Consider the following 25,194-nt stretch of genomic DNA (forward strand, 5'->3'; position numbering starts at 1 on the left):
CCCTAAGGGCGCTCCATTCGTACGGGTACATGAACCTGCCGAAGGACAGCCTGCAGCACGGACTGGGCACTGGAACTGTCCAGACGCGCCTCGGGACGCAGCAACAAACGATGCGTTAGCACATAAGGTGCCAGCGCCTTCACATCATCAGGCAGCACATAGTCACGGTTGTCTAGAAAAGCGTATGCCTTCGCAGCCATTACAAAAGCAAGCGCCGCCCGAGGGCTAGCTCCCAGCAGCACGGATGGATGTTCTCTTGTCGCACGAACGATATCAAGTAAATAGGACGTCACTGCTTCGTCCATATAAATCCCTCTAATCTCCTGCTGGATGTCAGCAATCTGCTCCATATGAGCTACAGCCTCCAGGCGGTCTGCTGGCTGGCCTGCCTGATGATGAAGCAGCATGTTTCGCTCCGTCTCCATGTCAGGATAACCCAAGCTGATTTTGAGCATAAAACGATCTAATTGTGCTTCCGGCAGCATATAAGTGCCTTCAAAATCAATCGGATTTTGTGTCGCACACAGCATAAAAGGATGAGGCAACATATGAGTGTCCCCATCCACTGTCACACTGCGTTCCTCCATAACCTCCAGCAGAGCCGACTGGGTTTTCGTCGTCGCTCGGTTAATTTCGTCCGCCAGCAAAATATTAGTCATCACAGGACCCGGACGGAAATAAAAACGCTCGTCCCGTGGATGGAATATGGATACCCCTGTAATATCACTCGGGAGAATATCAGGATTACATTGAACACGGCGGTAATCACCGCGCATGGATTTGGCAAGAGCCTTGATCATTTGCGTTTTTCCCGTACCCGGAACGTCCTCGATCAGAATGTGTCCACCCGCCAGCATAGCCGTAAGCAGTAATTTTATTTCAAAGGATTTACCTAATATACATGATTCCAGATTAGAACGGATTGCAGATACAATCTGCACAGATTCTTGACGTACGGGCATAGCTCTGTAAACCTCCTAGATAGCAACATGTTTCCTATTATTGTACATGAAGGCGGGCACAGAGTACACTTAACCCCCTGCCCGTATGATTCAAACTCTATCCTTCTTTCGATCTTTCATGTACAGAACAATTAAAAACCCTTCGGTCATTAGATCCGAAGGGCACATGTATATAATCATTTATTTTTATGTCAAATCTAAAGTACGCTGCTTTTATATGCTTCCTTTTGGACGAACAAACAAGCATGCCAGAAAAGAGAAAATAATCGCAGAGGAAATTCCTGCACTTGTCAGACTAAAGATCCCTGTAATGACACCCAGCCATCCGTCCTTCTCCAATTCGGTTAATGCGCCGTGTACAAGTGAGTTACCAAAACTGGTAATTGGAATGGTCGCACCCGCCCCTGCAAATTTAATAAGCGGATCGTATATCCCAACAGCATCAGCAATTGCACCTGCAACCACCAACGTACTCATCGTATGTGCCGGCGTCATTTTGAACACATCCATCATCAACTGACCCACGACACAAATGGCACCACCCACTAAAAAAGCCCATAGAAATATCATACTGTTCCTCCCGCTTCAAAAGCTACAGCATGTGCAACACATGGAATGCTTTCACCCTGCTGTGTAGTCAAAGGAGATAATAACGCTCCGGTCGCCACGACCAGTACCTTTTGCAGCTCTCCTTTTTCGATCCGCTTCAACAAATGCCCGTAGGTTACAACAGCCGAGCAGCCACAACCACTGCCTCCTGCAATGACTTTCTTTTGCTTATTGATGTCGTAAATCAGCAAACCGCAATCATTAAATTCCGTCTGATTCATATCGAACCCATCTTTTTTGAGCAGCTCCTTGGCAATTGGTAGCCCCACTGAGGCTAAATCGCCCGTTACAATGAGATCATAGTAACCAGGGTCACGGCCAGTGTCTCGAAAATGAGACAACAGCGTATCCGCAGCCGCGGGAGCCATGGCTCCACCCATATTAAAAGGGTCTTTAATGCCCATGTCCATTACACGTCCAATGGTAGCACAATCCACCACCGTTCCTGACTTGGCATGTCCTACAATTGCGGCGCCGGAACCGGTAACAGTATACTGAGCCGTAGGGGGCTTCTGTGATCCGTATTCATTAGGATAGCGGAATTGTTTTTCTACAGTACAGTTATGACTGGTCGTACCCGCCATCACGTAGTCACCGGCCTCTGAGTCCACAATAAGTGCGGCTAAGGCTAAGCTTTCCATTGATGTTGAGCAGGCTCCAAAAACTCCCAAATAGGGAATGGCCAGCTTGCTAGCAGAGAAGGAGCTACTGATAATCTGATTCATCAGATCACCACTAATAAAAAACTGCACTTCTTCTTTGTTCAAATTGGCATTAATTAGCGCCAGCTCTGTAGAATGCTCAATCAATCTACGTTCCGCTTTTTCCCACGTTTTCTCGTTAATTTCTATATTGTCATAAATATAATCAAAATCTGTGGACAACGGCCCTTCTCCTTCATCCGGACCCACAACAGTGGCACTTCCAATAATGCGCGGTCTCGATTCAAACTTCCAGGTTTGTCCGCCCTGTCTTCTCATAAGTGATTGCCTCCCACACCAAGGATGGCATATATAACGCCTACAATAAATGCAGCCACCACCCCGAATACGACAACCGAGCCTGCAAGTTTGAACATATTGGCGCCCACTCCGAGCACCAGTCCCTCAGAACGATATTCCAATGCAGCCGAACACATCGAGTTAGCAAAGCCTGTAATGGGCACAGCGGTTCCTGCTCCTGCCCATTGAGCAACCTTATCGTAAACCCCGATACAGGTTAATATGACCGCCAGCAAGATCATCATCGATGAGGTCGGCGGGGCGGCCTCCTTGGCTGATATGTGCATTCCTGCCATAAAAGCCTCTTGAATCGCCTGTCCAATCACACATATCCCGCCTCCAACCAGAAAAGCGCGCACACAATTGGCAAATACTTTTCTCGAGGGTTCATGCTTTTGTGAAATATTCTGATAGTCCTTCTCATTTATGGACAGCGGCGACGTATTGGTACGAAAACCGCGCTGCCCGGATTTAGCTGGCATCATTCACCACCCCTTATCTGTAAGTTTTCGCGCTTGGCGGTTCGAATTGCTTGGCTCTTTTTCATTATGAGCTTTTTGGAGAAATGTTATGTCAGGAAAATGATATCGTGGACATTCGATACAAATCCATTCATACTGAATACATGACGACCACTGGTTAATTAATAAGGAGTGAGGTATACATCATGGAATCAAAAACATTGGAATTGTTTAAAACCTTAACGGAGTTTCCTTCCATTCCTGGACATGAGCGTGAGTTGCGGGCATGGGTTAAGGAACGGATATCCGGCTATACCGATGAAATCGTGCAAGATCGACTGGGCAGTCTTTTTGGGGTGCTACGCGGTCAAGAGAGTGGACCACGTGTGATGGTGGCAGGCCATCTGGATGAAGTCGGTTTTATCGTGAATGGTATTACGGAAACTGGAATGATTCGTTTTCAGCCGGTTGGAGGCTGGTGGAGCCAAGCCATTATGTCACAACGTCTTCAAGTATTGACTCCAAAAGGCCCAGTTATTGGTGTAGTTGGCTCTGTCTCGCCTCATTTGCTGGATGAATCGCAACGCAGCAAACCTATGGACATCAAGCATATGTATCTGGATATCGGCGTAGACAGCAGACAAGAAGCGCAAGATCTGGGGATCGTACCAGGAACGGCCATTGCGCCGATCTGTGATTTCACTCCACTGGCAAATCCTAAAAAAATCATGGCTAAAGCATGGGATAACCGCTACGGTGTAGGCTTGGCTATTGAACTGCTTGAAGCATTACATAAAGAAAAAGACAAGCTTCCCAATACATTGTATGCAGGGGCCACTGTTCAAGAAGAAGTGGGACTGCGTGGTGCACGCACAGCGGCCAATCTGATTCAGCCGGATATATTCTTTGCACTGGATTGCAGTGCAGCCAACGATATGGGCGGCGACCCGAATGCTTACGGGCACCTCGGTAAAGGCGCACTGCTGCGGGTATTTGATCCAGGTATGATTACACATCGCGGGATTGTGGAGTACGTGCAAGACATGGCGGAAACTCACAAAATCAAGTATCAATATTTCATCTCCACAGGGGGAACCGATGCAGGTCAAGTGCACTTGAGCGGAATTGGCGTGCCATCCACTGTCATAGGCATCTGTGGACGATACATCCATACTTCCTCGTCCATTATTCACACTGATGATTATGATGCAGCCAAAGAGCTGATCATCAAGCTAGTTCAAAATCTGGATCGTACAACGTTGAATACCATTATTGAACGAGCCTAAGTTGTAACAGAGAATCGCAATCTATAAAAAAACAGTCAAGACACGTACAACGTGCATTGACTGTTTTTTTAATTTAATAGAAACAAAAGATAGAATATATCAAATCAAATGCTTATAACGAAGCAAAGCAATCACTACAAGTACAGTAGTTAAAGCAATACAGACGTTTTCTATCTTAGCTCCCTTCCGGGTTCCGGTACTCATCAATTTAAATCGCAGCTTCCATTTGAACGGCGGCAAAGGTTTGATTCCATTATTCGTCAAGGAATCTGCCAGTAAATGCAGCAAGTACGCTAGACCTCCAGCCAGCCATATGCTGTCACCGTGCAAACGTGTCGTACCATAAAGCAACGCAGTCCATGCGACTGTCCCGTATACCGTATGTGTCAACCCCCGGTGTGGGACTAACGTACAAATGATCAGCAGACACCCGGCGATATAATTCCACGGTGCATATGATTCTCCATACCAGGCTAGGCCGATACCAATTAGAAAGATAATAACCTTGCGCATGGATCGTGAAGGCATAAAAGAAGCACTGATCATCAGCAAAGCCAAAACAAGATTCCATGGCGGTGGAGCCAAACGGGTGAAAAATACCCAACCAGCAGCCCCAATCATTAGAAGCTGTATAAGCCTAAGCATTTTGGTTGGCAGCGCACGGCTCACGAGCATGGAGTTAGGCTCATCAATATCCGGCAACAGTGAACCGACCACAGCAGCTGCCACGGCAGCCGGGGTCACTTCGTATCCACTTAAAGCTAATACCGACAGGGAGACCCCGGTTCCAATAATCAAATGGGCTCTTCCCATCATGGTGCAAAACATCCTTTCGTTGTAGCATACAACAGAGTTCAACATCACTCCATTTGAATCAGCATGATTCGATTGTATACGACAAACAAAAGGAGAACAATAGTTCGCTTATTCTATTTAAAAGACTTCATCCAAAAGTCCTATTTTCGTCCTCATTACTTAATCCTCCCCTTGTTCTTTATCTGTACAACCATTTCTTAAAAAACACGCCATATGGCCTATGAGTATGTTGACAAACATCTTCAATATTTTCTTTTTGCCTCAAAGTCCTATTGTACAATTTGAAATATTAGGTAATATAGTGTTTATATTTACTATATGAATCTATTAAATGAATAAGGAGGAAATGTTATGCAAAAAATATCGACGTTCCGAAAGTTCAAAACCATCGGTCTAACATCGTTGCTAAGTCTTGTATTATTCGCCCTTCCCGCTTCTGCTGATTGGAATGATACATACACGGGGTACGCCACATATACAGGATCAGGTTACTCTGGAGGGGCATTACTGCTTGATCCCATCCCTTCGGATGCCAAAATTACAGCGCTTAATCGCACACAACTGAATTATAACGGAATCAAAGCTGCATTAGCTGGAGCCTATTTGGAAGTTCAAGGTCCCAAAGGGAAAACAACCGTATATGTAACTGATCTTTACCCTGAAGGTCCAAGTGGCGCACTCGATCTGTCCCCAAACGCGTTCAACCTGATTGGCAATCAAATAGACGGAAAAATTAATATTTCGTGGAAAGTTGTCAAAGCTCCGGTTAACGGCAATGTCTCCTACCGCATTAAAGAAGGCAGCAGCCAATGGTGGGCAGCCATTCAAGTACGCAATCATAAATATCCGGTCTTGAAGATGGAAGTCCAACAAAACGGACAATGGCTCAATCTCGAAAAACAGGATTACAACCACTTTCTAGGTACTAACTTAGGAAAACAACCTCTGAAAATACGGATTACGGACATTCGTGGTGTCGTGCTAAACGATACAATCCCAGCTCTAGCGGAAAATGGTACAGGCGGAGCCTATATCGTTAATGGTAACGTTCAATTTCCTGACTAGTTGCAGTACCGTCATCTTTCCTTCTTTTATTTGAATACACAAACCCGGCCGGGAACCGACGCAATCCAATGCGTATAAGTGTTCCTGGCCTTTTTACGAAAAAATCATTATTTTTCACAAAGAATCGGTTTGTTCACTGTCCTGTTCACAAGATCACACGTATAATGAATACATAAATAGGGTGTACTTTACAGCTACGTGCACACAGACAGGAGGCCTGTTCATATGAGCAATTTCAAAAAGCATCACAAGCTTCACAGCAAATTGCTGGTCAGCATTACGTTATGTATTACGCTAACGTTGCTGGTATCCACCACTGTGTATTATTTTTACTATATTCGCGTGGAAAAGGAGCAGGCATTCGAGGCCAATCACAACAGCTTGACGTTGAGAAGCAAAGAAGTTATTAACATGACATCTATTGCTCAATCTTTGGCATTCCAAATGTATCGCAGCAGTACCCTGTCCAAGTTGTTGTATTATCCAAAACCTAATGTATATGATGTAACCGCTGCCATGACCGAATTGAACAATTATCTTAACTCCATGCCGTATATCGAATCCATCTACGTGTTTAACCCTAAAAGCGGCACCTTCTACATTGCGTCATCGCAAGGTCAAAACGGGTTATTCAGCAAACATGAACTGGCTGATACAGATATCATTCGCGTGCTGGATCATTATCAGGACTATAAACCCTTTACGCCTATTCCACGCACGTATCCGCTGCTGTCGGCCTCAGACTCCGGAACTGGAGTAGAGCAAGCAAGCCCAGATATCGCAGCCTATACGTATTTATGTTATGACGCAATTAACTCGAACGAAGCGATAAATTCGGCTGTGATTGTGAATGTGTCGGCGGCCTGGATGAACAAGGAAATGGCGGCGAATCCAATCTCAGGCGGGACCGCTTATATTTTAGACGATCAGGGCAGACTGTTGTCTGGTACAACATTGACAGACGAAACTTTGAACGAAAAAGAGCAGCTATGGTTGCACACGAGAGTCAAAAAACAAGAAACAGGCTATTTTGTAGAAGACTTTCATGGTAAAAGATCACTCATTTCCTACACCTCCCCGGACGGACTAGGTTGGCAGTATATTAGTGTCACCCCATATGAAAGCGTTATCAAAATGGCGAGTGTTATTCGTAATGCGATGTTACTGATAGCCGCCATCATTGCATTGGCAGGATTCGTGGCTTCGTGGCTGCTATCCAAAATGCTGTATACGCCTATTGGCCAAATTGTTATGCATATGAATTCACTGGAATCGGAGAAACGAAACAGCATGTACACAATCCGGCAAAACATTTTACGGAATGTGATCCGAGGAATCCAAAATCTTCCTGCCGGTGAAGAACCGGAACGATTACGCGAGCTTGGGATTACGTTCCAGTTCGACAAAGACTACCGCCTTGTGCTGCTGCGCATAGATGAATATACCCGATGGCAAAGCGAACGTGGACCTGATCTGCTACCCTATAAGTTTGCAATCATGAACATTGCTTCTGAAATATGCGGACAAACGTACCGGGTGGAGACCGTTGATATGGATGAGGACAGTGTACTGCTGATGCTTAACATTCTCGATCCCGCAGAGCATACAGACACTGTACTGCTAGAAACCTTATTACGCCAAATACGTGAAGCTTGCTTTGAATATTTGAAGCTGAGCGTTTCACTGACTTACAGTGCCATCACGAGTCAACCAGAACGGCTGCATTTGCTGTACCGCCAGGTACAAGACGCATCTATGCACCGATTTTTTCAGGGGCATGGCTGCATTATTAATGCGCAAAACACTACAGACGAGGATATCCAAAATACTTACGTATATCCAGCCGATAAAGAGAAAAAAATGCTGGATACGCTGCTGTCTGGTCATACGGAGGATGCACACAGTATGTTCAAAGAATTGTTGATGCATATGGAAAAATATCCATTTTCCTCTGTTCAAGTGGCAATATCCCGGCTCATCATGAGTGTGAATAATGCTGTTCGGCATATCAGTGAGCTCAATGGATTTGCTATAGAAACTAAACCTGAATTACCATCCGCAGATCGGTTAGAGACCGCTGAGAATCTTATTGATCATTATCAATTGGTCTTTGATCATATTCGCTCCAGTCTATCGGAAAAACGAAACACGAAGCAGGAACGATTGGTGCGGCAAATTAATGAACGAATAGAGCAAACCTATACGGATCCCAATTTTTGTCTCAATCAGATTGCGGAAGAGCTGGATATGTCGCCGATCTATGTCAGCAGACTATATAAGCAGCAGACCATGTCTACCATCGTGGACGTCATCCAACAACTCCGTATTCGCAAGGCCTGTGAGCTGCTGGAACAGACCGACTGGTCTGTAGCTGACGTAGCAGAACAAACCGGATTTGCGAGCAGCTCTTATTTCCATCGCATGTTCAAGCGTAGCTTGGGCGTAACACCGACAGATTTTCGTCGTTCTAAAGCAAATGCGCAATAAGTAGACTGCTCTACACGACAGCTCTGAGAACGGAACATTGCTCCTAAAAACATAAACTGACATTAAAAAAGCAAGCCTCCAACTTTCTGGAGACTTGCTTTTCTTCTTTATCATAAATCTTTATGTTTTATTTAATACCCTTCTCCTTTACGTAAGCTTCCCATTGTTTTGTATATTCGGTTTGAATTTTTTCCAAACCAGCTTGGTTTGCCTTTTGCAAGAAGGTCTGCAAGCCTTGATCTACATTGTCGATCAGCCCAGCTTGGAGCGGATACAGATATTGCTTCTCAACCTGTTCTAGAGCCGCTTTTTCAGCTTGGTAGGTTGTGTAGTCCTCTGCAAACCCGGTAAACAGGTCAGGCTTCTGGATTTTATCCAGCTCAGCAAATATCTTCTTCACACGGTCAAAGCCTGAATCAAACAGCATATATTCCGGGTTACGCCAAGCCCAACTGTTCATACCTTCGCGTGAAAATCCATTAGAACTGCCGCTACCAATCATATGATAGTAACCATCTTTGACTTCGTAATTTTTGCCTTCAATACCATATTGCGTGAGCAAGTTATAGCGTTTGTCCGTCACAAGCTTTTCATAAAAAGCTAATGCGCGCGCCGGATTTGGGCTGCTTTTTGGAATTGCAAAGCCGTTGTGAATCGGATGCACTGGAGTTGCATAACCTGTCGTCAAAGGGAATGGGTAATACTCGAGCTTCCAGTCCGGGTGAGATGCTTTGAGCTTAATGACCATATCATTAAACCGGGTTGGATTATCACCGAAAATACTCGCCGCTTTACCAGAAGTCACTTGATCCTGAAGCGTATCTTTTACGTTTAATACATTTTTGGGAATGAATCCTTTATCGGCCCAGCGTTTGTAAGTGTTCAGCTCTTCCTTTTGTTCATCCGAGCCCCAATATTTATAAACCTCTGTTGGTTTTTCATATTTAATACCAATGCCATAAGGCAAGGCACCCACACTCTTCGTTACTAATTCGGTATATCGGTCATGCAGGTTTCCCTTGATATCGCTGTTCAGAGATACGGTTTTCATATTTGGCTCATGCTGACGTATCCCATCCATATAAGCCTCGTAACTTTTGATATCTGTCGGTTTAGGCAAATTGTACTTCTCTCGTAAATCCTCACGCCATACAAAACCGTTAGTGACATACTCTTTATACGTGCCAGGCACGGTATAAATTTTGCCTCCGATTTTAACTCCATCCCACATGTCCTGAGGTACAAATTTTTGCAAAGCAGGTGCAGCCTTAGGCAGCAGATCGTCTAGCGGCAGGAATGCGCCCTTCTTAGCATAGGCCTGATACTGCGTCCAATCTGCAGTGAATATCAGATCGATAGGCTGACCCGAAGACAATAACAGCTTATATTTTTGATCCCAGTCTGTCCACGTCGTATAGTTAAATTTGACGGTGGCATTCAGATCCTTTTCCGCCAATTTATTAATCTCTGCCTCAATGGTAGACAGATCCTTAGGAGCATCCCCCAGCATATAAAATTGCAGCTGAACTTTTTGGGATTTATCATCCTCTCCATTTGCTTTTTGTGCGCTGTTTCCGCTACCGCCTCCACATCCGGCTAATAGCGCCATGATGACCATTACTGCAATCAGGATGGACATGCGTTGTTTTCTTTTCTTTGTGAATGTCATGTGAATCCTCCCTTTGAAATGGTAGTCTGTTTATTAAAACGCTTACAAAAAGTACTGCTTTGATGGCATACCGTCAGCACGTTATGCCATCAAAGCCCTTTAGTGCCGCTTCAGCCTTTTACCGCGCCTATGGTCAGTCCCTTGACAAAGTAACGCTGAATGAACGGGTACAGCAGCAAAATGGGTCCAGTAACCACGATCGCCATTGCCATTTTGGTCGATTCTGTCGGCATATCATTGGAAAGAGACACACCAGTACCTGCACCCATTTGAGCGATAAATTGCATGGAGTTAATTACATTATACAAATAATATTGCAACTGGTATTTATGCGGATCGTTAATAAAGAGTGAGGAGGAGAACCAGTCATTCCAGTAAGCCAAGGCCAGAAACAGCCCCACAGTGGCAATACCCGGTGTAGATAAAGGCAGCACAATTCGATAGTAAATTTTAAAATCACCCGCACCGTCAATTTTAGCGGACTCGAACAGTTCTTCCGGCATGGAAGAACGAATGAAGTTTTTCATCAAAATGATCAGAAACGGAGTCATCAATCCCGGGAAAATAAGCACTGTATACGTATCAAGCAATCCTAAATACTTCGTCAGCATAATGTACCAAGGTACCAACCCGCCTCCGAACAACGTCGTAAAGTAAATATAGAATGAAAACGCATTGCGGTATTTAAAATCTTTGCGTGCCAGCACATATCCTGCCATCGTCATCAGGAACAGGCCCAACGTCGTGCCTACAAGCGTGGTAAAAATCGTCACCCCGTACGCCCTTAACACCTCTTCAGGAAAGGTGAACACCGTCCGGTAACCTTCCAGTGAGAATTGCTGTGGTATAAAGTGATATCCATCCCTGATAATCGATTCATTACTGGTCAGTGAAGCCGAAATAATAAGTAGGAACGGGAGTAAACAAGCAATGGAAGCAATAATGATAATCACATAAGAGATGATTTTAAAAATTCGAGTGTATACATCCTCTTTGATCGCCATCCGTTTGGGTCCTCCTTTCTAGAATAAGGCATATTCGTCGTTCAACTTGCGGATGATGTAGTTCACGGTCATGATCAGTACAAAACCGAACAAGGATTGGTACACGCCTGCTGCCGAAGCCATACCCACATCAAAAGTCACTTTCAAGGAACGGTACACATAAGTGTCCAAAATATCCGTCGTATTGTACAGCACCCCATTGTTGCCGATTAATTGATAGAAAAGATCAAATTGTCCTTTCATAATACTACCAAGCGCAAACAACAGCAGCACAACGAATGTCGATTTAAGCATCGGAACGGTAATGTACCAGATTCGTTGAAAAATGTTGGCTCCATCCATTTTAGCTGCCTCATAATATTCGTCACTGATCCCTGTAATTGCTGCCAGATAGATCACCATACTGTAGCCGAGATTTTTCCATAAATAGAACAGGATAATCAGGAAAATCCATACCCACGGTTTGTTGTATACGTCCACGCGTTCACCACCAAGTTGCAGCAACAGCGTATTCAGAAAACCATTATCATAATTAAATATGTTATACACGATGACACTTAGAATAACGAAAGAAACAAAATAAGGCAGGAACATCACGGATTGAGCGATCTTTTTAAAGTAGCGGCCTCGCAGTTCATTCAGCAAAATAGCGAGAACAATTGCTAACACGTTACCGAGTAAAATAAACGCTGCGTTGTATCCGACCGTATTCAATGTCAGTTTTGTCAGCGTGCCGGATTGCCATAGAAAGCGAAAATTTTGGAGTCCGACGAACTTGGCATCAAACAGGCTGGTATTGAAGTCGAACTGGGTAAATGCATAATAAATACCCACCATAGGAATGTAGGAGTTAATGAAGAAAAAAATTAAAGTGGGCAACAACATCAGAAATAATACCCGATTGCGGAACAGTTCATAGAAAAAACCGTGTTTTCTCCCCGTTCCCAGCCTCTTACCGTTAAGGCGGGAATCCGTTGCAAGCATTGCAGAATTTTTGGGCATAGGCTGATTCAATGTGAGTCACTCCCCCTCTGTATACGTTGTCGACAGCAAGGTTTGTAGCACCGCCGCCGTATAACTGTATTTTATGTAAGCGCATTCAAAATAAAAAGTGAAGCCTCTCATGCTTCATGAACAAAGGAGTGTCCGGAGGAGTGAACAATTCGGATATTTGTGAAGTTTTATGTAATATGAGGCGCCTGATCGACGCCTTGAGCCCAATCACAAAGCATATTTGAACGATCTACTCTATTCCTTTTGTCCACCCTGAAAAGTGGTTTCATCCTGTTTCACCCGAAATCCGATTTTCTTGGCCTGCTCCAGCAGCTCAGCGGCATTATCCTGCGGCTTATATCCGATTAGTTCTTCCAAGTAGCCAATGTCATAATAATTATCCGTATTGGCTGACGTACCGTACAAATTAAGATAACTCATCTCTGGACGAGCTTCAATACAGCAGACGGTCAGACGGATCATATCGCGCTCGGAGATCCAAATATGAGCGGCGCGCTCCGAATGGGGCCAATCATCCCCAGGAAAATTTCCGATCCGGATATTCATTGAAGATATTTTGCCCTGATCGGCATACAGTCGTCCCAACAGTTCAATGTAGCACTTACTCAATCCATAAAAACTGTCTGGTCGGTAGGGATCTTCTACATCTATACTTTCGCCTACTTTATAAAACCCTGTGGCATGATTGGAACTGGCAAAAACAATGCGCTTTACCCCATTTTTCACCGCAGCTTCATACAACTTGTAGGCTCCGCTAACATTGCCAGACAGCACTTTGCCGAGAAAATCCCCTTCATCCTTGATCCATGCAAAATGCAGTACCGTATCCACTCCACGCGTGAGCTCATCCAGTCGTGCAGCATCATGTATATCCATTTCCACAATCCCTGCCTCTTCATCGTTCTTCACATCAGCAGCGGTTATTTCATATTTACCTTCCGCTTGTAGCCCTTCATACAATACTTTTCCAATTGTACCTGCCGCACCTGTAATCAATAATTTTCGTGCCATCGCCCGCATCTCCCTTCTTAGCTTGGTTGTATGCTGTCATCCATATCATAATTTTAACCAACTCCCCAGGGAGGAAACCCCTTAAACTCTCGAATTCGGTATGTCATAACCCACTTAACTGTGTCTCCTGTTGGCATATAAAAAGGGACCCTGCTATTGTGCAAGAGTCCCTTGTTGTTACTTTGTTTCAAATTCTATGTTTCAAGTTCTATCTTTCAATTTCTTTGTTTCAACTACTACGCTCAAGCTTGTCGTACTACTTTCACTCTGCGATTAACCAAATAAATGCTAAGCCCGATTAAGATCAACCCGATAAGCAGGAAAGCCGTAATCGCTTCGCCCAGCACCAACGAGCTGACAAATACTGAAATCACAGGCACCAAAAACGTATAGGAAGCGACCTTACTGGCATCCCCCGAATTGACCAGCGTGAAATACAGCAACCAGGAAAGTGAAATTCCCAGCACCGTGCCGAATATCAGCCCTGACACATACGGGACATTCCATACGATATCTGACCAGCTTTCCGTCACCGTTCCAGCTCCCGTCAGCACGATGCCTCCCAGTGTACATTGAAATGCAACCAGCCACAGCGAATCGACACGCTGGTTTACCTTTTTCACATATACCGTTCCCAATGCCCAGCTCACGGCAGTAATAATGGCGATGATTACACCTGCCACAGCCACATGCCCTGAAAATCCGCCCACACTGACAGCTGCAACGCCCAAAAATCCGATGATCAATCCAATCACCTTGAGTCTGGACATCGCTTCTCCCAGCCACATCCATGCAAAAATACCGACCAGCACAGGCTGAAGATATACCAGCACAGAAAACAAGCCGGAGGGGACGTACATCAGTCCCACTGTTTGCAGGCCATAAAACAGTACCACGTTAAAAATACCTGAAATAGCGTACACCCGCCAATTTTCTTTCCAACGAATGCGATTCCATCTCGGTACTAAAATTGCTCCTAATAGCAGACCGCCCAGCAGTGTACGTAGCCCTGCAAACAACAATGGAGGTGTGAATTCCAATGCCACTTTATAAATGGGCCAAGAAATGCCCCACAATACAACCAGTAGCGCGATCATCATCATCCGCTTGGCTGTCGTTAACTCTCCCATGACGCTATCGCTCCTCTATGAAAAAAATCACTAGACTTTATATACTACGCCTGCAGAACAACTTTATCAAACAAAAAATATGTATTGGAAAGCTCCACCTTTCATGCCCGCTTGTTCATCGAGGTATGTCTTCGGACAGAGGAATCCAGTCATTTGCCTATGTTACAATATACCAAAAAGACTTATAAAGCTTATAAGGATAGGAGGTTGTCTGCACTTGATTTATATCATCAAATTTTTGTACAGCTTTGTGCTCCCTCCCGGTTTGTTCATCCTCGTGATGGCAGGGCTCGTGATCTGGCTATGGAAAAGGGCACGTATACCTGCGGTCGTACTGCTTCTTGTCACATTGCTGCTGTATATTTCCTCGACCAATCTGGCTGGAGATTTGTTAATAAGTAGCCTGGAAAAACAGTACCCACAACCCCGTACCGTTCAAGGCGATGTCATTGTCGTACTTGGGGGCGGAGCCACACAGGGAACCCCCGACATCAATGGACAAGGCAATCTGCTAGGATCTGCGGCTAATCGACTGCTCACTGCGGCCCGACTGCACGAAGCAACAGGCTTACCCATTCTTTTCTCCGGCGGGCAAGTGTTTGGAGACAGTGGTAATGAAGCGAATATTGCGCAAAGGCAGCTACTAGGACTCGGTATTCCGGCAAAAGACATCCTGATCGAAAACCGTTCTTTGAACACACAGCAAAATGCCGTATATACATCGCAAATTTTAAAAAAACATCAACTCACTAGACCTGTTCTGGTGACCTCCGCTTTCCATATGCCACGTGCTGCACTGGAATTTCAGCGTGCAGGCATGCAGGTCATAGCTTATCCTACCGACTATCTGGCAAGTGAAAAGCTGTCACTGTATGCTGGCAAGCTCTCGCCGTCTGCTGGGGCCATGTCTACAACCGGAACAGCCCTCAAGGAATACTTAGGAATTCTTGCATTAAAGCTTAAATAATGTGATGTCTAATCGTATAGCGGCACATAGCACAAACCAGCGTCTTGCGCTCGCAGGTATAAGCCTGTAAGCTAGCAAGGCGCTTGATCTACCCTTACACATTCTAATCCAAGAAAATATCTGATATTTGTTCTTCCGATATGACCTTAAAGCCTTCCTTTTTTAACAAAGCCGAGGTTACCCCGTTACCTGCTATTTTACGATTTTCGAATGACCCATTATATATTGCTGCTGATCCGCAGGACGGGCTGTTTTCTTTTAAAACAACAAGTGTTGCGTTAACCTCTCTGGCTATATTCAAGGCTTCATACGCACCTCTAATGTACATATCGCTAACATCGTTGCCTGAGAACTCGACCACCTTAGCTGTGCCGTTCAGCACATCCTCGCCTGTCCCTCCAACAATCTCAGCAGGCTCTCTCGGAGTCACAAAGCCCCCCAAAAGCTCAGGACAGATCGTCACAGCTTTCTTTTCCTCTACCAACTTCTGAATATGTACATCCAGGCTATCCGTCCCGTTATATCGTACCTTCATGCCCGCTAAACACGAACTTACCAGAATCATTAGTTCCACCTCATATCCATTGCATTCACTATTAAGTAGTTAAAGTATAAACAAATTTTCTAATAGAGTCATCGTACGAAAATTTTGACTCACCACTACGTCCGCATTCCGTAAGGATATTCTTCCAGCTGATGACATAATCGTAATCATGATCGCGCTTTTCAATTCGTGACTTCCTTATCAGTCCCTATAGGATCGCGGAGAGATACGTCTTTGCGTGTTTTTTTCAGGGAACGTAAATGCATCAGGATCTCATTTTCTATACAACGGGCTGCAAATGTTGCCAGCTTGGTGCCTTTCCCGGTCCGAAAGCTTTCAATGTATTCATCCAAAATAACCTGATAAAAACAAGCCGGAGGCGCATATTGGTTTTTTATTTGTTAAGGTTCATCCTGCTCGTAGTAAGATAAATTCACTCTTGCTATAAGTCATAATTTAAGATATATTATTAATTAAATAATCAATCATTTAATTAATAAAAGTTTAGTTTAAAGAGAGGGGAATACATTTGGCAAGACCCATCAATGAAGAAAAAAGACTGGAGCGGCGTAAACGTATCCTAGAAGAAGCTGTTGTCCTGTTCGCAGAAAGTGGATATTCTAATACCACAACGGCTATCATTGCGCAGAGTGTGGGAGTGACTCCTGGAACCATTTTTCAATATTTCCCCAGCAAAGAAGCTTTATACTACGCCGCTGTCCTTGAGCCGCTTGCTGATATTCAGGTGAAATCGCTTGCTTGTCTACAACAAGAGGGGACGCCAGGTGTATTGATTAAGAACATGGTGGCAGAACAATTCAACCATATCTACTTCTATATAAATGAATTGCGGCTTGTTCAATCTGTCTTAGGACAACGAATAAGATTCCCTGAACTTACACAGAAGGTCCTTGAAAGTATAAAGGTAATGACAGATGCGATCGAATGCGTCTATGCCAAGGGACAGTTAATGGGAGAATTCAACAAAAGCTTTTCTCCAGCAATGATCTCTCGTGCCTATATCTCTTTCTTAAATGGAGTGGGCTTAACCCTTGGAGAAAGTATTATTCATCATCGCGAGTGGGAAAATCTGAAGGGGCATGCCTTTTATTTGTTCGCCCCCATACAACCTAAAGAAAAACTGGAGGAGTCTGAATGAGTCAGGCATCATTACAACCCGAGCTGACATTTAACGTTCGTGTGAAAAAACGAAAGAAAATTTTATGGAGCCTAGGGATCGTGCTTTTGCTTGTAATGGCTCTTGTATTTTTTATATCTTATAAAGTAGTAGACACCTTGTTGCACCATCCTAGAGACACTAATGTCAGCTACGGATTGAATATCGATAAAACTCCCTACGAAGAGGTCGAGTTCAAGAGTTTGAAAAATGATAATACGATTAGAGGTTCCTTCTTTCCTGCAAGTGGTCTTTCTGGTAAAGCAAGTAATAAGACAATTATTGTCGTCCATGGATATACGAGCAATCGTTTAGTCAAAGGGCGGACCCAAAAGTTAGTAGAGCATTTCGTTCCGAAAGGCTACAATGTATTGGGATTTGACCTCAGCTCACAAGGTAAATCCGATGGTGATTTGATTACACTGGGCTTCAATGAAAAATACGATTTGCTAGGAGCTGTAAGCTATTTAAAATCCAGAGACCATACGGGTGATAAGATTGGAGTTATCGGCTTTTCGATGGGTGCTGCTACTTCTTTGCTAGCCGCAAGTGAAAGTGATGACATCAAAGCCGTAATTGCGGATAGTCCTTTTCGTAATGCTGGTCTATTTCTGAGAGAGGGTTTGCCCTTCTTTTCAGGTTTACCTGCGTTTCCATTTAGTTATACATCGACATGGATGGCAAATTGGGCCTTTAAGGTTGATCTTGATTCCATATCACCTATGGATGCGGTAAAAAAGATGCAAGACAAGCCAGTTATGCTCATTCATGGTACTGGAGATCAGCAAATTAGTTATAAAAATACAGAAATTATTTACGAGTCCTTAAAAGATAACCCAAAAGCAGAAGTATGGTACCCTCAAAATACGGAGCACATCGATGCCATCAACCATTACCCCACTGAGTATTTCAAAAGAGTAGATCGCTTTTGGGATGAGTATGTAGGAAAATAAATTCAATCCAAGAGAGCCAACTAGCGAAGGAGCTTGTCCTGACAAAGTATAAACACCCAATAATATCAAGCATTTTTTAGCCTGTAGTGTAGAAAACCACTACAGGCTTTTATTTGCGTTTTAAATAAAAACACATAGCAAAATAGTTATTATTTAAGCGAAAAGGAGCAGTTGTTTTTATAAAATAGCCTTAGATAAGAATATTGGATGGGTAGAGGGGGATGCAATTTAAACACGCCTCTGAAAAGAAGCAAGTAATCGAATTATGAAAAAGACCTAAAAAGGCCCTGTTAAGGGCCTCAAGCGGCTTCATATATCTCCTTATCCATTACCCCTTCTGCTTGTAAAACTCATGGTACAACTTCATCAGCGCGCGCTTTTCGATTCGTGACACGTACGAGCGCGAAATTCCCAGTTCTCGTGCAATTTCCCGCTGTGTTCGTTCTTCTCCTCCGGCTTCCAGGCCGAAGCGGCCGATCACCACTTCTTTTTCACGCTCATCTAAAATATCCAGGTTGCGATAGATTTTACTTTTCTCAATTTTGAGCTGTACTTTATCTACAATATCATCCGCCTCGGTGCCGAGGATATCAATCAAAGTAATCTCGTTGCCTTCCTTATCAGTCCCTATAGGATCGTGGAGAGATACGTCTTTGCGTGTTTTTTTTAGGGATCGTAAATGCATCAGAATTTCATTTTCTATACAACGGGCTGCAAATGTTGCCAGCTTGGTGCCTTTCCCAGTCTGAAAGCTTTCAATGGCCTTGATCAGTCCGATGGTACCGATGGATATAAGATCCTCCAAATCTTCGCCGGTGTTATCGAATTTTTTCACAATATGGGCCACCAGCCGTAGGTTATGTTCAATGAGTGTGTTACGGGAGTGTGCGTTGCCTTCGGCAAACAGCTTTAGGTGTCGAGCTTCCTCTTTCTCAGTCAATGGCTGCGGAAAGGCGTTGTTTTTCACGTAGGAAACGAGCAGCGTCAATTCCTTGATGAACAGAGCGATAGCGCTAAATAGTCCGGGCACGGATGACACCTCCTGAGGTAGTTGCGAACTTACCGGCCTTTGTTACTTACCGGGCTTGCGGTCTGTTTATTGTATGTAGGCAGGTGCCCATCCGTGCCTGTACTCCGAAAACTGCTCCGTAACAATTTGCCAGATACCTTCTGGAGCAACCTCCGATACTTAATTCGAAACGTAGAGATCTCTTCGACACAAATCAACGCACTCCATATAGCCAGAGGGAAACCCGGGATAGCTTTACATTATTCATCACTTGGTTTCCTCCTTTTCTTTCAGCAGAGTATTAACTTCTTTCTAAATATGACAATGGGAGTGGGGAATAGACCATTGTATCTCCATCTTCATCTCGTTTTAAAACAATAGCAAACTCAGCACCATTACTTTCATCGCCTCAATTCAGAATCACATCTATTTTGTCGGTAAGCACATTAAATCCACCTATTACAAAATCATTATATTCTTGGGAAGCCGTGTACTTCTCAAATAATTTTCTTTTATATTCCTCAACAGTACTAAAACAAACTTCCCAATCCAAAGGGAATATGCCGTCTCCCAAATAATAAGTGTATATTTTCATATTCTATCCATTTCCATTCTCGCACCTCAATTAGTTATTTATATTCTAAACATGCAACTCCCCGCCCGCAAATGAGCTTGCTATTATGATGTTGGACCGCTTAAACACTAGTATGCATTCTATCATCAAGGAATATATTCATAGAGAGTTCCATATAAATGATATAAATCAACCTTTTCACCACATTCAAAAATTAAACTTAAGGAGGAATTTCAACATGGCAAAATTCAGCCAAAATCCAGACAACTATACTTTTTCTGTAGATCCTGTTGTTATAGCAGAGGAAAATGTTTCAACCAACGGGGATTCTAAAAATACTTTTCCGAAAAATGTTTTAGTCGATAATAATCTCTATTGGGAGAGCAGTTTAAGCGGTAGAGGTGGAGAAATCATCTTCAAATTAGATACAGGCAAGACGATCAATGATATTCTTTTAGCTCAGCCATCTTCTCGAGCTTTTATACTTTCATTTTCTTTTCACGGCTCTATTGACGGAGAAAATTGGTTTAGGTTAGGTGAAGTTGAAACTTTGCCAACCACTGCAAAAACAACTTATCAATTTAGTAATGAGATTCCTTTTTCATATTATAAAATAACTGTACTTTCATCCGGCTTGAGTAGTACAACCTCCTATTATGGTATACGATATATTCAGCTTAAAACCGCACTCATTAATGGCGTTCCTGCCTACAGAGCATCCAATATAAACCCCGCTATTGCGGAATAAGTTACTACACACAAAAAAGGGGCTGGCCAATGCCGCCCCTTGATTTATTCTATTTCATTTGAAGCATGTTATAAATCATCTCTGCCGCTTCCGCCCGTGTGACCTCCTGCTTGGCACGGAAGCTACCATCTGGATATCCTTGTACTAAATTAATCTCGGTTAGGCCAAGTACATCCTTTCTGGCCCACTCTACAATTTGAGAGGAATCCGAGTATGCACTGCTTTCTTGCTGTGGAGTAGCTTTGATAATGTTATTCACCATTTTAGCCGCCTGCTCACGGTTAATGATCCGATCTGGGCCAAATTCTCTATTACTAAACCCACGAGCGACCTGATCTTTAATCGCCGTTTTGAGCAGATCAACGTACCACGCCGATGGATTGATATCCTCGAAGCCTAAAGTCACATCCGTTTCGAGCGGTAATTTCAAGGAACGGACCAGCATAGAAGTGAACTCCATACGCGTCACAGGTCTGTTCGGCTCAAATAGCATGTGAGTTGTTCCCTTTACTACACCCAAATCGGCAAGCACATTTATTTTTTCTTTATTAAATACCCGTTCAATGTCGCTAAAATGATTTGGCTTCTTCTCAACGGTTGAATCTTGAATATACTCTGCTTCTAACGATTCCTTTACAACAGGCTGAATCAGTTTTACACTCTCCGCCCCTCCTGCTCCACCCCCTGCGTCCACAGTATTACCCGTTGTTTTTCCATTCACTTGTTTTGCCTCTGTGCGTTTTCCTTGACTATTTTCTGCCCATAGTTGAACTTTATACAATTGCTTCTCTTTAAGTTCTCTCCAGATATAGCTTCGTTCCTTACCACGATATAGTTCTACTCCTTCACTGGCGAGGACGAAAATATCATTCTCATGGTCTGACTCCCAATGGATGATAAACTCACTATTCGTTGTTTCTGTCTTCGAAAATGCAAACGCTGGAGACGGCAGCGTCTCGACCTGACCTTCTGTCTGCTTACCTTCACCACTTGTGTTCAATGGCTTGACGGTAATACAGTACAATGTAGAACTATCCAATCCATCTACTTTAAATTCATGGGAGGTCGTATGACCGATAAGCCCCCCGTTTTGGTAGACATTGTAAGCATCTGCACCCGGAGCTTCTTTCCACGTAACAACCAAATCGGTATCTGTTACTTCTTTCACAGTCAATCTATTGTCTGGTATTTGACCTGGCAAAGCGCGATGCGTAAAGGGAGTTATATTACCTCTCCCCGTTGTATTCACGGCCTGTATACCAAACGAGTAAATCATACCAGGCTGGATATCTGAAAGCTTAATATGAGTATCTCTGGTGTTAAAAACTTCCCCCGTATCTTTACGGGTTACAGTATATTGATAAGCGCTCTTGATTTCATCCCAGCTCAGCGAAATCTGGCCATCCTCAAGTTCTGTAACATTAACATTTTGTGCTTGAGGAGGAAGTGTCAGCAGCTTACCCAACGCTGGCTGGCTGAAACCACTACTGTTCCCACTGCTCACTTGAAAATCATAGTTTCTCCCACCTGTTAAACCAGATACAACCACACGTGGTTCCGTACTATAATAATCTTGACCGTTGATCGTTACCTTATATTGAGTTGCCCCATCAACCGGGGCCCATATCAACGTGGCATCGTGCTCGCGAACATCTTCAGCTGCAAGTTGCACAGCTGAATCAGGTAGTGTTAATGCGTTGATAGATGTATCTTTACCTGTACCACTTCGATTGTAGGCTCGTATTTTAATATTGGCAGATCTACCCGCAGGCAATCCCTCAAAAGTATATGAATGGATACCACGTGCAACCCGCACCTTCGGTTCATCGTTAACATTCAAGATGTATCCTTCAGCCCCCTGCACATCCTGCCACGCAACACCGATAGCATACACATCCTTCGTCACACTTGATATTGTAGTTACTCGATCAGGTAAAGTGATGACTCCTAGATGGGCATAGTCTCCGAATCCTGTTGCATTTTCAGCGGAAACGTTATAACCATACTCTGTTCCTGCTTGAAGATCAGTATCGGTAAATTCTGTATACACATCGTTATAAACCGAGACTTCGTCACGTTCTAGGGCGTAGTAGGTGGCAGTGATTACAGAATTCCACTTCAAATCGATTCCATCTTCTCTTACAGTTACATTCCGGAATCCGTTCGGGCTGTCTGGTAGGCTTAGAAAAGATACATGCTTTGCTGTACCCTCTCCAGTGTCATTAATAGCTGATACAGAAACATCGTAATATTGACCAGGCTTTATTCCCGTAATTGGATTATACACATCCTGTGTAACCGTATCCTTAAATGTGGTTTCTCCCGTACTTACGTCTGCTACTGTAATATTATATTTGTTAGCTGATGAAACTGGCGTAAAATCAGCCAAGATTTCTGTAGAATGACGAGAGACAGGTCGTAACTGGATATGATCAGGAGCATCAGGTAACGTTAATACATGGACTCGATTGGAATACGCATTGCCTCCTACATGATTACTAGAACGCACTTCATATTCGTATTGCCGCCCTCCTTGTAGCCCTCTATCTGTAAAAGAATTTGCCGGATGCGTAACATCCCAAACCTCATTAGTTGTTAGATTTCGGACTGTATAAACGTAACCATCAACAAGGCCCGACGGGAGAGTCCACTGCAAATCAGCTTCTGTATTTCGTACGGATGTCGCAGAGAGCACAACCGACTGGGGCTGCTTTTGAATGCGAAGTGCACTGCTGACCGTTTCATAAATATTACCCACCCTGTCTTTGACCTTGGCATGAACATACCATTCACCTTCATCTGAAAGATCCTTCTGGATTGTTGTATCGGCTGCAGCATCCCAGTTTTCGGGTGAATCAGGGCTGTTCGTGATTTTATACTGCATTGTGGATAACTCAACCCCCGAATGCTGATCGGCATATCGTATCCTCACATGAATATGGGAATCTTTCCATTCACGCGAATCCGGCGTCAGTTGGATCGTCGGTGGTTCCAAATCAATATAAGACATTGCGGACACCGGATCGCTTCGATTCCCAGCTGCATCTACAGCTTGAGCAGTCACTTTTATGATACCCGAATCCTTTAATATTCCCAACGAACCAGGCACATAGGCGCCAGAATCCAATTGATATTCATAATGTACTGCTGTAGTATCCGTCGCACCCGATAGAGCAAACTCCACTGGCTTATTGGTATATCGAGTAGGTGTCGTCACCTCGGAAAACGTAACTTTTGGAGGCGTTGGCTGGGTTCGATCAATCATAACCGATTGAGTCACGATTGGACTAGACACGTCGAGATTATTGATCGTCCGTGCTGCTAATTCGTAAGTCCCTTCTGCGTTTAATGTAAAAGTGCCATTGTATGTCCGCCACTCCCCTAATGGACCCAAGCGATACTGTGTCATCTTAATTCCATTTGCAGAATCACTTCCTGAATCAATGGTAACATTTACATCACGGTTCGTTGGACCTGTTTCACTAGCCCGGATGACAGGAGCAGTCGGTCCCTTTTTATCAATCGTGATTTCTTTGCTAACCTCTTGGCTCACATTACCGACGCTGTCAATGGAGCGTGCATAAACCGTGCTTTTGCCATCTTTATTCACATGAAACACTCCAACATAGTCCTGCCAATCTTGATTCACAACGCCTGTCAAACGAAATTGAGTATGGGCTAGTCCAGAATAATCGTCTGTTCCCGGCTGTAATGAAATGGCGTAGTCATTACTATTTCCCGTTGCGCTTAGGGTGGGTGGAGTTGGAGGCATCTTGTCTATTCGGACATTCCCAGAAGAAAGACCACTATACTGATTATTTACGTCCACTGTCCGGGCATAAATTGTATTTACACCATGGTCATAGACAGTGAAAGGCCCGGTGTATTGCTGAAATGCTCCTCCATTCAGGCTATATTCATAGTATTTTAGTCCTTCAGGAGCCACGTCCCCATTTATCCACACGGTTACAGGTTCTTTGGTCCATCCTGTGATCGCTTGTCCCTCTGTACCTGCATGGATCTGAGGTGGTTTAGGCATTAGGTCCGATTTGGGAATAACACGGATTCCAAACTTGGATATTTCAGCACTTGTCTGTTGGCTATCTCCCACCGCTCTGAAATATCGAACATCTCTTAATGTAATAGAGTCGGTGATATCTAACCATTTTCCCTGATAATATCTATCCGCATAGAATTTCGTTACATTAGTCCATGTATATAAGTTCGTTCCATTAGGCCTCCAACTGTCGCCTGCTGCGTTATTAGATGCATATATATCAGTATGATAAGACCCTTCAATGTAAACAAAAATCCTGTAATCCGAAGTCTTAATGGATCTTCCAATATCAATAAAACGATTTGTCGGCTGCGTAGTACCATCACATTTATACCTGGCCGAACCCATGCCAGTATATACTTCCGTTGCTCCTATCCCATTTCCTGACCAAGAACCCCAACTATCGCCTCCACCCGGCAAATTGTTTTGGCAAAAAGGGCCCCCCATGATCTCCTGAGCAGCAGCTGATACCCTTTCCGGAAATATGGGAATCATCGTTAATAGTAGGAATACAGCCAAAAATCCATACACCCATTTCCTATACTTCCTTACCTTTCGCTTATTTTTTCGATACATACACTTCTCCTTACTTTATTTTATTTTCAAAGAGTTTTACAAACTCGCTTCGGGTAAATAGAAAAAGCACCTCA

The 25,194-nt window shown here is 43.9% G+C and carries 20 protein-coding genes and 1 pseudogene; 7 read left to right on the top strand and 14 right to left on the bottom strand.

Annotation, left to right across the window (positions count from 1 at the left end):
• Positions 1-2: 2 nt before the first annotated feature.
• The 4 genes from NLX78_RS10455 to spoVAC form a co-directional block, all read right to left on the bottom strand.
• A complete protein-coding gene (locus tag NLX78_RS10455; protein WP_103049576.1) occupies positions 3-962 on the bottom strand; it encodes an AAA family ATPase in 960 nt (319 codons plus the stop codon).
• A 213-nt stretch (positions 963-1,175) separates the two neighbouring features.
• Positions 1,176-1,532, bottom strand: coding sequence for a stage V sporulation protein AE (gene spoVAE / locus NLX78_RS10460; RefSeq protein WP_013311204.1), 357 nt, complete (start codon positions 1,530-1,532; stop codon positions 1,176-1,178).
• On the bottom strand, positions 1,529-2,551 hold the full coding sequence (spoVAD, locus tag NLX78_RS10465; RefSeq protein WP_023989537.1) for a stage V sporulation protein AD: 1,023 nt from the start codon (positions 2,549-2,551) through the stop codon (positions 1,529-1,531). The genes spoVAE and spoVAD overlap by 4 nt, the downstream gene beginning before the upstream one ends.
• Positions 2,548-3,054, bottom strand: coding sequence for a stage V sporulation protein AC (spoVAC, locus tag NLX78_RS10470; protein ID WP_025723396.1), 507 nt, complete (start codon positions 3,052-3,054; stop codon positions 2,548-2,550). Before spoVAC ends, spoVAD begins: the two co-directional genes overlap by 4 nt.
• Positions 3,055-3,239: 185 nt before the next feature.
• On the opposite strand from spoVAC, the gene NLX78_RS10475 reads away from it, so the two are divergent.
• Entirely contained in the window at positions 3,240-4,319 is a 1,080-nt protein-coding gene (locus NLX78_RS10475; protein WP_061830384.1) for a M42 family metallopeptidase, read from the top strand.
• Positions 4,320-4,418: 99 nt separating this feature from the next.
• Here the strand turns inward: NLX78_RS10475 and NLX78_RS10480 are convergent, their stop codons facing one another.
• Positions 4,419-5,135 (bottom strand): metal-dependent hydrolase, encoded by a 717-nt coding sequence (locus tag NLX78_RS10480; protein ID WP_061830385.1) that lies wholly within the window; start codon positions 5,133-5,135, stop codon positions 4,419-4,421.
• A 351-nt stretch (positions 5,136-5,486) separates the two neighbouring features.
• On the opposite strand from NLX78_RS10480, the gene exlX reads away from it, so the two are divergent.
• Together exlX and NLX78_RS10490 are read left to right on the top strand one after the other, a co-directional pair.
• A complete protein-coding gene (exlX, locus tag NLX78_RS10485; RefSeq protein WP_254350325.1) occupies positions 5,487-6,200 on the top strand; it encodes an expansin ExlX in 714 nt (237 codons plus the stop codon).
• 225 nt (positions 6,201-6,425) lie between these two features.
• Positions 6,426-8,687 (top strand): AraC family transcriptional regulator, encoded by a 2,262-nt coding sequence (locus NLX78_RS10490; RefSeq protein ID WP_254350326.1) that lies wholly within the window; start codon positions 6,426-6,428, stop codon positions 8,685-8,687.
• Positions 8,688-8,814: 127 nt separating this feature from the next.
• Here NLX78_RS10490 and NLX78_RS10495 read toward each other — a convergent pair whose 3' ends face one another.
• The 5 genes from NLX78_RS10495 to NLX78_RS10515 form a co-directional block, all read right to left on the bottom strand.
• Positions 8,815-10,356: an extracellular solute-binding protein gene (locus NLX78_RS10495; protein ID WP_103049571.1), complete on the bottom strand. Its 1,542-nt coding sequence runs from the start codon at positions 10,354-10,356 to the stop codon at positions 8,815-8,817.
• Positions 10,357-10,466: 110 nt separating this feature from the next.
• Positions 10,467-11,360, bottom strand: coding sequence for a carbohydrate ABC transporter permease (locus tag NLX78_RS10500; protein WP_254350327.1), 894 nt, complete (start codon positions 11,358-11,360; stop codon positions 10,467-10,469).
• Positions 11,361-11,378: 18 nt separating this feature from the next.
• Positions 11,379-12,374 carry an ABC transporter permease gene (locus NLX78_RS10505; protein WP_069290040.1) on the bottom strand — a complete coding sequence of 332 codons (996 nt, stop codon included), beginning with the start codon at positions 12,372-12,374 and terminating at the stop codon, positions 11,379-11,381.
• Between the two features lie 234 nt (positions 12,375-12,608).
• Complete coding sequence (locus NLX78_RS10510; RefSeq protein ID WP_254350328.1) at positions 12,609-13,385, bottom strand: NAD-dependent epimerase/dehydratase family protein; 777 nt, start codon at positions 13,383-13,385, stop codon at positions 12,609-12,611.
• A gap of 242 nt (positions 13,386-13,627) precedes the next feature.
• On the bottom strand, positions 13,628-14,515 hold the full coding sequence (locus NLX78_RS10515) for a DMT family transporter (protein WP_250268868.1): 888 nt from the start codon (positions 14,513-14,515) through the stop codon (positions 13,628-13,630).
• A 217-nt stretch (positions 14,516-14,732) separates the two neighbouring features.
• Here NLX78_RS10515 and NLX78_RS10520 point away from each other — a divergent pair, with 217 nt between their 5' ends.
• Positions 14,733-15,482 carry a YdcF family protein gene (locus tag NLX78_RS10520; protein ID WP_254350329.1) on the top strand — a complete coding sequence of 250 codons (750 nt, stop codon included), beginning with the start codon at positions 14,733-14,735 and terminating at the stop codon, positions 15,480-15,482.
• Between the two features lie 103 nt (positions 15,483-15,585).
• On the opposite strand, the gene NLX78_RS10525 is transcribed toward NLX78_RS10520, so the two are convergent.
• The gene (locus NLX78_RS10525; RefSeq protein WP_061830393.1) at positions 15,586-16,047 is read right to left on the bottom strand and encodes a 2-thiouracil desulfurase family protein; all 462 of its coding nucleotides are present in this window, start codon (positions 16,045-16,047) and stop codon (positions 15,586-15,588) included.
• Between the two features lie 173 nt (positions 16,048-16,220).
• Positions 16,221-16,367 (bottom strand): annotated as a pseudogene (locus NLX78_RS26500) (sigma factor); the annotation flags it as partial.
• Between the two features lie 188 nt (positions 16,368-16,555).
• Here NLX78_RS26500 and NLX78_RS10530 point away from each other — a divergent pair.
• Positions 16,556-17,185 (top strand): TetR/AcrR family transcriptional regulator, encoded by a 630-nt coding sequence (locus NLX78_RS10530; RefSeq protein ID WP_254350330.1) that lies wholly within the window; start codon positions 16,556-16,558, stop codon positions 17,183-17,185.
• Positions 17,182-18,156, top strand: coding sequence for an alpha/beta hydrolase (locus tag NLX78_RS10535; RefSeq protein ID WP_254350331.1), 975 nt, complete (start codon positions 17,182-17,184; stop codon positions 18,154-18,156). The genes NLX78_RS10530 and NLX78_RS10535 overlap by 4 nt, the downstream gene beginning before the upstream one ends.
• A gap of 328 nt (positions 18,157-18,484) precedes the next feature.
• Here the strand turns inward: NLX78_RS10535 and sigK are convergent, their stop codons facing one another.
• Positions 18,485-19,186 (bottom strand): RNA polymerase sporulation sigma factor SigK, encoded by a 702-nt coding sequence (gene sigK / locus NLX78_RS10540; RefSeq protein ID WP_013311218.1) that lies wholly within the window; start codon positions 19,184-19,186, stop codon positions 18,485-18,487.
• 791 nt (positions 19,187-19,977) lie between these two features.
• Here sigK and NLX78_RS10545 point away from each other — a divergent pair.
• The gene (locus NLX78_RS10545; protein WP_061830396.1) at positions 19,978-20,487 is read left to right on the top strand and encodes a discoidin domain-containing protein; all 510 of its coding nucleotides are present in this window, start codon (positions 19,978-19,980) and stop codon (positions 20,485-20,487) included.
• A 49-nt stretch (positions 20,488-20,536) separates the two neighbouring features.
• Here the strand turns inward: NLX78_RS10545 and NLX78_RS10550 are convergent, their stop codons facing one another.
• Complete coding sequence (locus NLX78_RS10550) at positions 20,537-25,120, bottom strand: fibronectin type III domain-containing protein (protein ID WP_254350332.1); 4,584 nt, start codon at positions 25,118-25,120, stop codon at positions 20,537-20,539.
• Between the last annotated feature and the right edge of the window lie 74 nt (positions 25,121-25,194).

The sequence above is a fragment of the Paenibacillus sp. Lou8.1 genome, from assembly GCF_024213565.1.
GTDB lineage: Bacteria > Bacillota > Bacilli > Paenibacillales > Paenibacillaceae > Paenibacillus > Paenibacillus polymyxa_B.

Excerpts from the sequence above, each read along its gene's own strand:
- NLX78_RS10455 (WP_103049576.1), bottom strand. The coding sequence starts at position 962 with ATGCCCGTACGTCAAGAATCTGTGCAGATTGTATCTGCAATCCGTTCT.
- spoVAD (WP_023989537.1), bottom strand. The coding sequence starts at position 2,551 with ATGAGAAGACAGGGCGGACAAACCTGGAAGTTTGAATCGAGACCGCGC.
- exlX (WP_254350325.1), top strand. The coding sequence starts at position 5,487 with ATGCAAAAAATATCGACGTTCCGAAAGTTCAAAACCATCGGTCTAACA.
- NLX78_RS10500 (WP_254350327.1), bottom strand. The coding sequence starts at position 11,360 with ATGGCGATCAAAGAGGATGTATACACTCGAATTTTTAAAATCATCTCT.
- NLX78_RS10525 (WP_061830393.1), bottom strand. The coding sequence starts at position 16,047 with ATGATTCTGGTAAGTTCGTGTTTAGCGGGCATGAAGGTACGATATAAC.
- spoVAE (WP_013311204.1), bottom strand. The coding sequence starts at position 1,532 with ATGATATTTCTATGGGCTTTTTTAGTGGGTGGTGCCATTTGTGTCGTG.
- NLX78_RS10480 (WP_061830385.1), bottom strand. The coding sequence starts at position 5,135 with ATGATGGGAAGAGCCCATTTGATTATTGGAACCGGGGTCTCCCTGTCG.
- NLX78_RS10495 (WP_103049571.1), bottom strand. The coding sequence starts at position 10,356 with ATGACATTCACAAAGAAAAGAAAACAACGCATGTCCATCCTGATTGCA.
- NLX78_RS10510 (WP_254350328.1), bottom strand. The coding sequence starts at position 13,385 with ATGGCACGAAAATTATTGATTACAGGTGCGGCAGGTACAATTGGAAAA.
- NLX78_RS10535 (WP_254350331.1), top strand. The coding sequence starts at position 17,182 with ATGAGTCAGGCATCATTACAACCCGAGCTGACATTTAACGTTCGTGTG.
- spoVAC (WP_025723396.1), bottom strand. The coding sequence starts at position 3,054 with ATGCCAGCTAAATCCGGGCAGCGCGGTTTTCGTACCAATACGTCGCCG.
- NLX78_RS10490 (WP_254350326.1), top strand. The coding sequence starts at position 6,426 with ATGAGCAATTTCAAAAAGCATCACAAGCTTCACAGCAAATTGCTGGTC.
- NLX78_RS10550 (WP_254350332.1), bottom strand. The coding sequence starts at position 25,120 with ATGTATCGAAAAAATAAGCGAAAGGTAAGGAAGTATAGGAAATGGGTG.
- NLX78_RS10515 (WP_250268868.1), bottom strand. The coding sequence starts at position 14,515 with ATGGGAGAGTTAACGACAGCCAAGCGGATGATGATGATCGCGCTACTG.
- NLX78_RS10475 (WP_061830384.1), top strand. The coding sequence starts at position 3,240 with ATGGAATCAAAAACATTGGAATTGTTTAAAACCTTAACGGAGTTTCCT.
- NLX78_RS10545 (WP_061830396.1), top strand. The coding sequence starts at position 19,978 with ATGGCAAAATTCAGCCAAAATCCAGACAACTATACTTTTTCTGTAGAT.